This window comes from Acinetobacter sp. ANC 4216, from assembly GCF_004331195.1.
Classification (GTDB): domain Bacteria; phylum Pseudomonadota; class Gammaproteobacteria; order Pseudomonadales; family Moraxellaceae; genus Acinetobacter; species Acinetobacter kookii.
In genome coordinates this window covers 164656-176710 of sequence record NZ_SJOC01000007.1, presented here as the reverse complement: position 1 = coordinate 176710, position 12055 = coordinate 164656, and the positions used below count along the sequence as shown (strand labels likewise).

Sequence of the window (12055 nt, the reverse complement as noted above, 5' to 3'; positions counted from 1 at the left end):
CCAATGGCTTAATCAGGCAATATATTAAAAAAGGCAGTAATTTAAATGCCTATACAGATGAATATATTGCAGAAATCACTCAACGTTTGAATCATCGCCCAAGAAAAAGACTCGGCTTTAAAAGTCCGAGTCAGGTATTATGGCAACAACATGGTGTTGCACTTCAAATGCTAATCTAAGTGGTGAATAACAGCTATTTTTTATTTTATATAAATCATAACCTTATCGTGTAGTAAAAAGCCCAAGTACGGATACATGGGCTTTTTTAATAATTTATCATGTTCCATGCTTATTATTTAATCACTGTTCCATGCTTTTAATGAGGCAAACTCAAAAAAAAAATCTTACTTGCCCAAAATCATTTCCAGCACAAACTTGGACCCAATAAAACCAATCGCCAATAGCATAAAACCAATGAGGGTAAAGCGAATGGCTTTCTGACCGCGCCAGCCAAACTGGTAATGGCCAATTAACAGGAAGCCATAAACAAACCAAGAAATAATACTAAACGCCGTTTTATGCGCCAAATGCTGGGCAAAGAAGTCTTCAATGGTAAAGAAACCAAAACCAAGCGCTAAAGTCAGCAAGGTAAAACCGGTAATGATTAAATCAAACAGCAATGATTCCATGGCCTGAAACGACGGCAATAAATTGACCCAGAGTCTTTTGGTTTTATTCTTTAATTCACGGTTCTGAAACCACAAAATCACGGCCTGAATGGTCGCCATCAGCAGAACCGCATAGGCCGATAAAGACAAAATAATATGAATGTCTAAACCTAAGGAATGCTGCTCAATCACCTGATTGGATTTGCTTAAGGCAAAACCTAAAATCAGGCCGGTTGCAGCAACCGGAATGCCGAGTAAATTCAGCGCCAAAATAGGACGGAAGGTACTGAACAGCAGGCTGAGCAGCAGCATCAGACCGGAGGTAAATGACATTAACACAAAAACATCATAGTTAATGCCGGAAGGGGTCAGCATATCGCTACACAGAACACCGCCGTGCAACAACAACCCTAAACCGAGAACAAGCCCTAAAAACCAATGGTTTGGATCACGTTTTGACATTAAGTGAATAAACAGATACCAGAAGGATGAGGTATAAGCGACTAATGCTAAGATCGTGTAAACCAGGGGCAGGCTAATCATGTCAAACCTTTTTCAGGATGATGAATATTCATTTATATAAATTCGATGCGAACTACAGTATCCTATAGCATTCTATGCATAAATTTTCTATTTTAAGAAACAATTTTTTGCTCACGGCTATTTTAAGCGGAATTTGCAATGTTTGATACCTTAACAGAACGACTCACGCAGAGTTTAAGAAATGTTACTGGCTCAGGGCAGCTAACCGAAGACAATATTAAAGATACGTTACGTGAAGTGCGTATGGCACTTCTTGAAGCCGATGTGGCATTACCTGTAACTCGTGAGTTCATCGCGAAAGTTAAGGAAGAGGCATTGGGCCAAGAAGTGATGACTCAGTTATCACCGGGCCAGGCGTTCGTCAAAATTGTACATGACGAACTGACCAAAATGATGGGCGAGGCCAATGAAAGCCTTGATCTTGCAGCCAAACCTCCTGTAGTTGTCCTGCTTGCAGGTTTGCAAGGTGCGGGTAAAACCACCACGGCGGCAAAACTTGCGCGTTTCCTGCAAGAGCGTCAAAAGAAAAAAGTGGCCATGGTTTCTGCCGACGTTTACCGTCCAGCGGCAATCAAGCAGCTGCAAACGGTAGCAGGTGAAGTAGGCGCGATTTTCTTTGAATCCAGCGCAGATGAAAAACCGATTACCATTGCCAATCGTGCAATTGAACAGGCAAAAATTCAGTTCGCTGATGTCTTGATTGTCGATACCGCAGGTCGTCTGCACGTCGATGACGAAATGATGGACGAAATTAAAGAGCTCCACGCTGCCATCAAGCCAACCGAAACCCTGTTCGTGGTCGATGCCATGACCGGTCAGGATGCGGCAAATACAGCCAAAGCCTTTAATGATGCCTTACCATTGACAGGTGTGATCCTGACCAAAACCGATGGTGATGCACGCGGTGGTGCAGCACTTTCGGTACGTGCAATTACTGGCAAGCCAATCAAGTTCCTGGGTATGGGGGAAAAACTTGATGCGCTTGAGCCATTCCATCCTGAGCGTATTGCGCAGCGTATCCTCGGCATGGGTGACGTGCTTTCTTTGGTCGAAGAAGTTGAACGCAAGATCGACAAAGAAAAAGCCGAAAAAATGGCGAAGAAATTGCAAAAAGGCGGCAGCTTCAACTTTGAAGACATGCTGATGCAATTTGAGCAAATGAACAAAATGGGTGGCATGATGGGCTTCCTGGATAAACTTCCAGGCATGAGCAACTCGGGTATTCAGGATGCAATTGCACAGGCAAACCCTGAAAAGCAAGTGAAAAAGATGGAAGCGATTATCCAGTCGATGACCATCAAAGAGCGCCGTAACCCGGACCTGATGAACCCGAGCCGTAAAAAACGTATTGCTGCCGGTTGCGGTATGGATGTTGCCGAAGTGAATAAACTGATCAAGCAACATGCGCAAATGGCGAAAATGATGAAAAAATTTGCTAATCCGTCAGGTATGGCAAAAATGATGCGTTCATTGGGCAATATGCAAAAACAGTTCGGTGGCGGTGGTATGGGGCCACTCTTTGGTAATAAAGATCAGAAATAAGATGGAGCCTTAAGGCTCGATCAGAAAAAGGCGCGTAATGCGCCTTTTTTATTGCCTTTTTTCTATGCTAAAAACACTTTGAAAAAATCCAGCCACTTTTGTGACGAACAGGCTGGATTTTTTGAATCTAAGCGGCATATCATAATAAAATAATTCCAAAAATATGACTTGATAAGCACTTTTAAATAAGAAGAAAGCCTATGTCACAATTAAAAAAGAAAGTTTATATCGTTCATGGTGATCAGTCATCTGCCAATGATCACTGGTTTCCTTGGCTCAGCCAGCAAATCCAGCATTCAGGACATCTGGCAAGACGGCTGACCTTGCCCGATCCGAGTGCGCCAAATTTTCAGAACTGGCAAGCAGCAATACAGCTGCAAATACCCCGTTTAGATCCGGAAAGCATTATTGTCGCGCATGGTTTAGGTTGTCTTGCAAGTCTGCATTTTTTAACCCAGGCACTGAGCCAGACCCAGATTAGAGGGCTGATTCTAGTGGCTGGCTTTAAGGATAAACTCACTGCATTGCCTGAACTGGACGGTTTTATCCGGCAGGCAAAATTAGACATGGCCATTTTGCAAAAACAGATTGCGACCCGCTTTTTACTGTTTTCCTGCAATGACCCTTATGTGTCACCCCCCAAAGCCGTATTACTCGGGCATTACATTAATGCCCAGATGCAGGAGGTAAACCATGCCGGTCATTTTATGCGCAGCGATGGTTTTGATGAATTTAACCAGGTCTGGGATGTGCTGAAACCCTTGCTGCATCATACATCTAGCCAGAGTCTCTTGTAACCTTTTATCAAGTAATGGCTTAAATTGCAGAATAAATATTTTCAGTGATGCATTTTTTATAAAAACACCAACAAATGAATCACTTCATTCCGGCTGAGCCTATTGCACACTAGAGCGACTAGCTGCAATGGAACCCCAACAATGGCTCAAGTGATTGTCATACATGGCTATACTGCCAGCCCGGAAGAAAACTGGTATCCCTGGTTGCAACGGCTTGCTGCTGAACAGCATTTTAGTGTGAACATTTTGCGTCTGGATCCATCAACACATCCCCGGCTGTCAGTCTGGGAATCGCAGATAGAACAGCAGGCGGGTCGTCTGGATGAAAACAGTATTGTGATTGCGCATAGCTTGGGGACTATTGCGGCAATGCATTATTTATCCAAACATTTAATTCATCAGCGCATTCAACAGCTGGTTTTGATTGCCGGTTTTAATGGGCGTCTGGGACGTCTGAATGAAGTGAACCCGTTTATTGATGCTGCGCGGATTGATTTTGAATTGCTAAAACGCCAGATTGAGCATCGCGTGGTGATTTATTCGCAAGGGGATGAGCATGTACCGCCCAAGTGCAGTATTCAACAGGCTGAAAGCCTGGATGCCGAACTGATTGCAGCCAAGCATCAGGGGCATTTTATCGATTCTGAAGGCTGTAGTGAACTGCCCGAAGTCTGGCAGGTCATTCAGCCTTATCTTATTTCTGAAAATCAGGCCTCGGCCAAGGAATAGATATAATTTTGCAGGCCTTTCAGCAGCAGATCCGGCTCGATAACAGGCTGATACTGGGCAAGATATTTGGCAAATAGCGAAGCATCGCCCCCGGTTAAAATCAGTTGGCTGGGGTATTTTTGCAGGACCTTTTCAATGGTGCTGACCAGACTGAGCAGAATGCCGTGATGAACGGCATCGATGGTATTGCGACCCGGGCTAAGCTCATCAAATGTTGCGTCGGGAATCTTGATGCCTTTGGTATTTTGAATCAGGGAATCACGCTGTAAATACAGATTGGGCAGGATATAACCGCCCAAGTGTTGCAGGCCATCGGTCAGGTCAATGGTCAGCGCAGTTCCACAACTGATCACACAGTATTTTTGCGCTGGATTATTCACCACCGCCAGCATTTGCAGCCAGCGGTCTATCCCGAACTTGCTGGTATCTTCATAAGCACAGCGCAGGCCGGCATATTCGGCATGCACTTTGGCAAAAGTGACAGGCACATTTAAAAACTTGAGAATTTTCTGGATGCGTTCATTATTTTTTTTGTCCTGAACGGAAGATACCCCGACTTGCTGTAAATCCAGATTTTTAAAATGCAGGATTAAGCCCAATAGCAGTTCGGCAGGAGATTGCAGATGCAATTCTGCCGCATGTTCAACAATCTGGTCGTTTTCAGTAATCCAGTATTTGAGTCGGGTATTGCCGATATCCAGCCATAAATTCTTCATTGCATTTCTCTAAAGAGAGGTGTCCAGGCAGCGTAAGCGCCCTTGATAAAACTGTTTTAAACCGTCAGAGGTTTCAATAGTGACCGAACCATCATCCTGAATGCCCAGGAAGATTCCTGAACATACTCCCGAAAGGTGCTCAAATTCAACGGCCTGATCTTTAAAAGCCGCATAATGATTAAAGCGTGCAGCGAGGTTATAGCAGTCATGATCAAACCATGCGCTGGCTTGCTGGATGGCCATAAACAGTTCTGCAATCAGCTGAATACGTGAAATATCCTGTAATCCTAATTCACGCAGTGAGGTCGCATGCTGGTCAATCTGGGCTTTGGGAACAGGCTCAAGATTAATCCCGACCCCGACAATAAACTGATGCGGGGAAATCGGTTCAACCAGAATGCCGCCCCATTTACCTTGGCAACTATACAGGTCGTTTGGCCATTTCACTTGCAAATCTAAATCTTGCAAACTCGGCATTTGTAAAATATTCAGTGCAATTTCAAGCGCAAGCCGGCCATCAATGGCTGTTCGCGTATTCAGCAATGTGCTTAAATAGATGTTGCCTTCAGGGGATACCCACTGTCGTTGGCGCTGTCCACGACCTTGAGTTTGTCGGGTACTGCAAACCAGAACACTCTGTACGCCTTTTAATGCAATTTCACGTACATCGTCATTGGTCGATGTGGTGACGGGTTTGAGTAGCAAAATTTCAGGAAGCTGATGGGCATCATCCAGGATTTTTTGCAGCTGTCGGGTCTCTAAATCCATTTAAATCTAAGTAACTGTGGAATGTGAATAATGGAGTTAATCATATATTTATTGATTGGTGCAATGGCGGGTTTTGCTGCTGGACTGTTTGGGGTGGGTGGCGGCCTGATTATTGTTCCCATTCTTTATATTGTATTTAGCCAGTTACATTATGATCCTTCGGTGATTATGCATCTGGCCGTAGGCACGTCGCTGGCCACCATTATTGTGACTTCCATCAGCTCGGTCACAGCGCACCATAAAAGAGGCGCGGTGATGTGGGATGTATTTCGTAACTTGGCACCCGGACTGGCTTTAGGGGCATTCTTAGGGGCAGGGATTGCGGATTATCTGTCGGGTCAGGGTTTGCAATTGCTTATCGGCTTTTTTGCCCTTTGGGTGGCTTACACCATGTTTAATGGCGCAAGCAAAGCGGTGGACCCGAGTCATCATTTACCTTCCCGAGCCATGCAAATCCTGGCCGGAGGCGGAATCGGGGTTGCCTCTGCCATATTCGGCATTGGCGGTGGCAGTCTGACCGTGCCGTATTTAAGCCGTCATGGCGTGGTGATCCAGAAAGCAGTGGCCACCTCAGCCGCAGGCGGCTTGCCGATTGCCATTGCCGGTGCCTTGGGCTTTATGTGGTTTGGTTCCAATACTGAGGCTGAAATAACGCATAGCATTGGCTATGTGCATATCTATGCCTTTATTGGCATTAGTGTCATGAGCTTCATGACGGCGAAGCTAGGCGCAAAAGTGGCGCATAAGTTATCGCCAGCCATGCTGAAAAGATGTTTTGCCTGCCTGTTGGCAACTGTCGGGGTGTATTTTATTTATCAAGGTTTTTCGACCTTTTTTTAATTTAGAAAAAACGATATAAAAGAGATGAGAAGGTGTGCTATGGTTTTTTACATGCACACTAGAATATCACTTATTCTGTTGCTTTTGGAAATGAAAGAATTAAAGCTGTATTTATTTTTTATTTTAAATGAATTGCTTATGAGGGAGAATAAGGGCTAAAGACAGAAGCTGAAAGGGGATAGACGCTTGTATTCGATCCGCTTATCACACCCTGATATTGGCTTTTACGACTTGAAAATTGTCTGACAATGTCATATCTTTTGTAATTAAAATCAAGTAAAAAAGCAAGTAACAATCAGGATTTATTCAAAAGTTTTTTTGATTGCATCTTATAAAAACAAGATAGGAACAGTATGCAAGAACAAGAAAAGGACAGTTTGTCCGAGCAGATTGCCAGGCATATTAGTGAGCAAATCATTCGCGGTGAACTGGTTGAGGGAGAGCGCATTCAGGAATTGCGCATTTCATCTGAACTGGATGTCAGCCGTGGTTCGGTACGTGAAGCATTACTGTTGCTGGAGCGTACGCAGCTGATCGAAATCTATCCCCGCCGTGGGGCGATTGTTTCGGAAATGTCTGCCCAGCAGGTACGTGCCCTGTTTGAGATGTGTGCATTGCTCTGTGGCCAAATCGTGCAACGCATGGCCGAAACCTGGCGTCCGCATGAAGCCGAAAGAATTCAGACATTGCTTGAGCAGTTGCATGAAGAAACCCGTCACGGTCATACTGAAAAATTTTATGATCTAATCTTTCAGGGCTTGTCACGCCAGCACGAAATGGTCGGCAATCCTTACTTGATGAAAGTCTATCAGGAACTGTTACCTTCACTGCGCCGCAGCTATTTTTTAACCTTAAATATCTCACACCGTGAACTGCAGGAATCATTTGAGTTGTTCAAGTTGGTGACTGATGCAGTTTTGATCCGAAAATCACAACAAGCTACTTTATTTATGGATGATTTTTGTCGACACTTGCGCAACCTTGTGTTGGAATCTCTGACACGGATGAAACAAATCGAACTTGCATGGGCAAGACGTTCACGACGTTGATCAGGACATTATGCGTTTAAGCAGCTTAAAACTTTCCGGCTTTAAATCTTTTGCCGATAGTACCACTTTACATTTCAAGGCAAATCGTACCGCTGTGGTTGGACCTAACGGTTGTGGTAAATCCAATGTGATTGATGCCATACGTTGGGTCATGGGGGAATCCAGTGCACGCCAGCTGCGTGGCGGCAGCATGCAGGATGTAATTTTTACCGGAACTGCAAAACGAAAACCTGTCGGTGTGGCCAGTGTCGAACTGCGTTTTGACAATACCTATGGCAAGCTCGGTGGCGCTTACAATGCCTATAAGGAGCTGGCGGTGCGCCGTCAGGTCAACCGTGATGGCAAGTCTGAATATTTTTTAAATGGCACCAAATGCCGTCGTCGTGACATTACCGACATTTTCCTAGGAACCGGTTTGGGTCCGCGTTCCTACGCGATTATTGAACAGGGCATGATTAACCGTCTGGTGGATGCCAAACCTGAAGAAATGCGGGTGTTTATTGAAGAAGCGGCAGGGGTTTCCCGTTATCAGGCACGCCGTCGTGAAACCCTATTGCATCTGGACCACACCACACAGAATTTATCCCGCCTTGAAGATATTGCCGCGGAACTGAAATCCCAGCTGAAAACCCTGAAACGTCAATCCGAAACTGCCATTCAGTATAAAGAACTGGAAACCCGGATTCGCACCATCAAAGTGGAAGTGCTGTCGTTCCAGTGTGAACAAAGCAGCCGCTTACAGCAAGAATATACGGTGCAGATGAATGAGCTGGGCGAAACCTTCAAGCTGGTGCGTTCGGAACTTACTACCCTGGAACATGACCTGACCGCGACCAGTGCGTTATTCCAGCGCCTGATTCAGCAGTCCACGCCGTTGCAAAATGAATGGCAACAGGCAGAAAAGAAACTGGCTGAACTGAAAGTGACGCTGGAACAGAAGCAGTCCTTGTTCCAGCAAAATACGACAACTTTGAGTCAGCTGGAACAGCAAAAACTACAGACCAAAGAACGGCTGCAACTGATTGAATTGCAAATTGAAACTTTGCAAGCTCAGCATGAACAGCAGGCTAAACAATTACAGCAGCAAGAAAGTCAGGGACAGGACCAGAGTCAAACTCTGGGGGATTTGAAAGCGCAGCAGCAACAGGTGCAACAGCAATTTGAACTGGTCAAAGCCCAGGTTGAAAAACAGCAGCAGCAGAAAATGCAGATGCTGGCGCAAAGTGAGCAGCTCGCTAAAAATATTGCCCGGATTGAACAGCAAAAGCAGACCCTGCAACAGCAAGCCGCACAGATTCAAAATCAGGACCAGCTGGAGGATATTGAACAGCTGGAAAGTGAAAAAGTTCAACTGTCTCAGCAGATTGAACAGCTGGAACAAGCCATTCAAACGCAGAAACAGACATTAGAATGGGCACAGAGCCAGTATGCGCAGCAAAAAAATGATGTTTCAAGTTTAAAATCTGCGATTCAGGTGTTGCAGTCGGAACAGAAGAACCTCCATCAGTTGCTGATCAAGAACAGCCCTAAAGTCCAGAACAATGCCGTGCAGTTGATGCAGGTGTTGAAGCTCAAGGATCAGGCCAAAGAGCATGCCAATCTGATTGAAAAGTTTTTGGCCAAATGGCTCTCTGCACAAGTACTGGATGCCAATGCAGATTTCACGGAAAGTATTGCCCGTCAACTGAAGGTTCAGCTTGCACAAGGGCAGATTCAACTGGCCAGTTTGCCTTGTCTGGCCGAATGGATTGAATCGCCGCAGCATTCCATCTGGCAGCAGGTGGCAGTTGCGGAGAATCTTCATCAGGCTTTGGCTTTACAGTCGCAATTGGGCGTTGGTCAGTCCATCTTGACGCTGGATGGTTATCAGGTCGCTCAGGATTGGGTGATCGGTCTGTTTTACGATGAAGCCAGTCAGGCAGGACAAGGGGCACTGAGTCATCGTATCCGTTTGGAAGAAATTGAAACAGCATTGGCACAGCAGTTGCCACAGCTTGAAGTCGCGGAACAACAATTGCCGGAACTGGTTAAACAGATTCAAACGCTGCAAAAAAACATTCAAGATCAGCAAGACCAGTTAAAGCTACAGCAAAAAGCATTGCAGCAGCTGGATGTCAACATGGCCAAAGTACAAAGTACGGCTCAGGCTTTTTCGCTTCAGAAACAGCAACTGGCCAGTCAGCTTCAACAGCTGGATGAGCAGCTGGAAGAAGATGCCATGCAGAAAGATGATCTGGAAATCGACCTGCATGCCTTAAACCTGAAACTGGAACAGGCTTTACCGAATTATAAGACCCTGCAATTCCAGGTTGAGGAACTGACCGAACAGCTGGAAAACACCCAGCACACCTGGCAGCAGGCGCAACAGGAATTGGAGCTGCTACGTCGTCAGGTCACGCAAACCCGGCAGCAAATTGAATTGCTGGAAAAAGATGCTTCATTCTCAAAAGCACAGTATCAGCAGATTATTGCGCAAATGGAACAGGCGAAAAAGTTTGTCGATCCGGTGCAACTGGAACTGCCGGCGCTGCAATCGCAATTCAACGAGCAGGTGCAAATAACCGAAAAGTTGCAAAAGACCTGGAATGAATGGCAGGTTGAGCTGAACAGTGTTCAGGAAAAACAGCAGCATCTGACCGAACAGCGTCATCAGCACCAGCAGCAAGACGAGAATTTGCGTGGCCAGTTGGAAGAGAAACGTCTGGCCTGGCAAGTGGCCAAATCGGACTTCCAGCATTATTCAGAGCAATTGGCTGCATTGAATAGTGAGGTGATTGGTGGCCTGAATATTGATCTGGCGGCCCATCAAAAACAGCTGGAACAGGCACAGCAGCGCTTTGAAAAACTGGGTGCGGTCAATCTGGCAGCTTCTGAAGAATATGAGGAAGTCTCCAGGCGCTTTGAAGAACTGAGCCATCAGATTGAAGACCTGGAAAAAACGGTCGATCAATTACAAGGCGCCATGAAGAGTATTGATCAGGAAACCCGCAAGTTATTCATGACCACCTTTGACCAGGTCAATCATGAACTGCAAGAACTGTTCCCTAAAGTATTTAATGGCGGAGAAGCCAGTTTAAGCCTTGAAGATGACTGGCAATCGGGTGTAAAACTAATGGCGCGCCCACCGGGTAAACGTAACAGTTCTCTGGCGTTACTCTCAGGGGGTGAAAAAGCATTAACGGCATTGGCATTGGTGTTTGCCATCTTCCGTTTAAATCCGGCACCGTTCTGTGTACTGGATGAGGTCGATGCACCTTTGGACGATGCCAACGTGGGTCGGTTTTGTAACCTGGTAAAAGAACTTTCTGAACAGGTGCAATTCATTTACATTACCCATAATAAAGTTGCAATGACGATGGCAACCGATTTGTTAGGTGTTACCATGCCAGAACCGGGCACCTCAAAATTAGTCACTGTCGATTTGGAACAGGCAAAAGAATACGGTTTAGTTGCGGAGTCATAGTATGGAAGTCACTACGATTGTTGGCATAGTTATCGCCATCATCATTATGCTATTCGGTTTAAGATTATTGTTTAAAAAACCTGGGGATGCAGCACCGTCACTAGATTCGGAACTTCATGTCAATTCTGACAGCCAGCAACCGGTCATTCCGCGTCATGTGCGTGATCAATTACAAAGTGCAAAAGAAGCCGAACGTGTTGAACCGACTTTAACTGAAACGGCGGCTGAACAGCTTCCGGCGGCTCAGCAGGCAGAAGCGCAAGCAGAAAAGGCTGAAACCGCTCAGGCTGAACAGGCAGCAGCACCCGCTCAGGCGGAGCTAAAAGCCGATGCTACAGCGGTAAAAGAGGAAAAATCGGCAGCCAGCCCAGAGCCGGCACAGCAGGGTGAAGATAAAAAAGCGGATGAATTCAACCTGAACAGCAGCATTGAAAAAGCTGAAATTTCAGACTTTGACGATGAAAGCAGCATTCTGGATGAGCATTTGCATGAGCAGCAACGTGTGGATGAAGCCAGTGCCTTGTCGACCGCGGCCGAATTTATTGCCCTGAATATTTACCCGGAACGTCGGGTGCTTTCCGGAGAGAAAACCTTAAAAGTGTTGCTGAAATATGGCCTGCGTTTTGGTGAAATGGCCTGTTTCCATCGTTATAGTGAAGATGGCAGCAAGTTACTGTTCTCGGTATTGCAGATTACCGACGAAGGTGCAGCCGGTTTTGATCTGGAAACCCTGTCCACTGAACAGGTAAAAGGTTTGGCCTTCTTCCTGGCATTGCCACACAGCGATGTGCAAAATGCCTTCGATACCATGGACAGCATTTCACGCCTGATTGCCCGTGAAATTGACGGCACCGTGTATGACCAGAACAATCAGGAATTTACGCCACAATTACGTGAACAATGGCGTCATTTCGCAATTGATTACCGTGCAGGTCAAAGCGCAGAAGTTTAGTTTGAAACTGAGTGACCCGATTTCTATAATAGCGGGTAGATCAAATAG

At 45.8% G+C, this 12055-nt stretch carries 10 protein-coding genes and 1 pseudogene; 8 read left to right on the top strand and 3 right to left on the bottom strand.

What is annotated here, in order from left to right:
• Positions 1 to 179: pseudogene (locus E0H88_RS16320) on the top strand (IS30 family transposase); the annotation flags it as partial.
• A gap of 165 nt (positions 180 to 344) precedes the next feature.
• Here the strand turns inward: E0H88_RS16320 and E0H88_RS07690 are convergent.
• Positions 345 to 1151 (bottom strand): cytochrome C assembly family protein, encoded by an 807-nt coding sequence (locus tag E0H88_RS07690; protein WP_131273701.1) that lies wholly within the window; start codon positions 1149 to 1151, stop codon positions 345 to 347.
• Between the two features lie 138 nt (positions 1152 to 1289).
• Between E0H88_RS07690 and ffh the strand changes: the two genes are divergently transcribed.
• From ffh to E0H88_RS07675, 3 genes are all read left to right on the top strand, one after another.
• Positions 1290 to 2693 (top strand): signal recognition particle protein, encoded by a 1404-nt coding sequence (gene ffh / locus E0H88_RS07685; protein WP_131273700.1) that lies wholly within the window; start codon positions 1290 to 1292, stop codon positions 2691 to 2693.
• Between the two features lie 200 nt (positions 2694 to 2893).
• Positions 2894 to 3490: an RBBP9/YdeN family alpha/beta hydrolase gene (locus tag E0H88_RS07680; RefSeq protein WP_131273699.1), complete on the top strand. Its 597-nt coding sequence runs from the start codon at positions 2894 to 2896 to the stop codon at positions 3488 to 3490.
• 141 nt (positions 3491 to 3631) lie between these two features.
• The gene (locus E0H88_RS07675; protein ID WP_131273698.1) at positions 3632 to 4219 is read left to right on the top strand and encodes an RBBP9/YdeN family alpha/beta hydrolase; all 588 of its coding nucleotides are present in this window, start codon (positions 3632 to 3634) and stop codon (positions 4217 to 4219) included.
• Here the strand turns inward: E0H88_RS07675 and E0H88_RS07670 are convergent.
• The gene (locus tag E0H88_RS07670) at positions 4198 to 4935 is read right to left on the bottom strand and encodes a type III pantothenate kinase (RefSeq protein ID WP_131273697.1); all 738 of its coding nucleotides are present in this window, start codon (positions 4933 to 4935) and stop codon (positions 4198 to 4200) included. The genes E0H88_RS07675 and E0H88_RS07670 overlap by 22 nt on opposite strands.
• A gap of 9 nt (positions 4936 to 4944) precedes the next feature.
• The gene (locus tag E0H88_RS07665; protein ID WP_131273696.1) at positions 4945 to 5703 is read right to left on the bottom strand and encodes a biotin--[acetyl-CoA-carboxylase] ligase; all 759 of its coding nucleotides are present in this window, start codon (positions 5701 to 5703) and stop codon (positions 4945 to 4947) included.
• A gap of 30 nt (positions 5704 to 5733) precedes the next feature.
• Between E0H88_RS07665 and E0H88_RS07660 the strand changes: the two genes are divergently transcribed.
• The 4 genes from E0H88_RS07660 (at position 5734) to E0H88_RS07645 (ending at position 12007) form a co-directional block, all read left to right on the top strand.
• Positions 5734 to 6543, top strand: a complete 810-nt coding sequence (locus tag E0H88_RS07660) for a sulfite exporter TauE/SafE family protein (RefSeq protein ID WP_131273695.1) — start codon at positions 5734 to 5736, stop codon at positions 6541 to 6543.
• A 353-nt stretch (positions 6544 to 6896) separates the two neighbouring features.
• Entirely contained in the window at positions 6897 to 7592 is a 696-nt protein-coding gene (locus tag E0H88_RS07655; RefSeq protein WP_131273694.1) for a GntR family transcriptional regulator, read from the top strand.
• Between the two features lie 10 nt (positions 7593 to 7602).
• On the top strand, positions 7603 to 11055 hold the full coding sequence (gene smc / locus E0H88_RS07650) for a chromosome segregation protein SMC (RefSeq protein ID WP_131273705.1): 3453 nt from the start codon (positions 7603 to 7605) through the stop codon (positions 11053 to 11055).
• 1 nt (position 11056) lies between these two features.
• On the top strand, positions 11057 to 12007 hold the full coding sequence (locus E0H88_RS07645) for a cell division protein ZipA C-terminal FtsZ-binding domain-containing protein (protein WP_131273693.1): 951 nt from the start codon (positions 11057 to 11059) through the stop codon (positions 12005 to 12007).
• Positions 12008 to 12055: the final 48 nt, after the last annotated feature.

What these genes read in the sequence shown, in the direction of transcription:
- E0H88_RS07660 (WP_131273695.1), top strand. Translation starts at nt 5,734, where the DNA reads ATGGAGTTAATCATATATTTATTGATTGGTGCAATGGCGGGTTTTGCT.
- E0H88_RS07655 (WP_131273694.1), top strand. Translation starts at nt 6,897, where the DNA reads ATGCAAGAACAAGAAAAGGACAGTTTGTCCGAGCAGATTGCCAGGCAT.
- E0H88_RS07670 (WP_131273697.1), bottom strand. Translation starts at nt 4,935, where the DNA reads ATGAAGAATTTATGGCTGGATATCGGCAATACCCGACTCAAATACTGG.
- E0H88_RS07680 (WP_131273699.1), top strand. Translation starts at nt 2,894, where the DNA reads ATGTCACAATTAAAAAAGAAAGTTTATATCGTTCATGGTGATCAGTCA.
- E0H88_RS07645 (WP_131273693.1), top strand. Translation starts at nt 11,057, where the DNA reads ATGGAAGTCACTACGATTGTTGGCATAGTTATCGCCATCATCATTATG.
- smc (WP_131273705.1), top strand. Translation starts at nt 7,603, where the DNA reads ATGCGTTTAAGCAGCTTAAAACTTTCCGGCTTTAAATCTTTTGCCGAT.
- E0H88_RS07675 (WP_131273698.1), top strand. Translation starts at nt 3,632, where the DNA reads ATGGCTCAAGTGATTGTCATACATGGCTATACTGCCAGCCCGGAAGAA.
- E0H88_RS07690 (WP_131273701.1), bottom strand. Translation starts at nt 1,151, where the DNA reads ATGATTAGCCTGCCCCTGGTTTACACGATCTTAGCATTAGTCGCTTAT.
- E0H88_RS07665 (WP_131273696.1), bottom strand. Translation starts at nt 5,703, where the DNA reads ATGGATTTAGAGACCCGACAGCTGCAAAAAATCCTGGATGATGCCCAT.
- ffh (WP_131273700.1), top strand. Translation starts at nt 1,290, where the DNA reads ATGTTTGATACCTTAACAGAACGACTCACGCAGAGTTTAAGAAATGTT.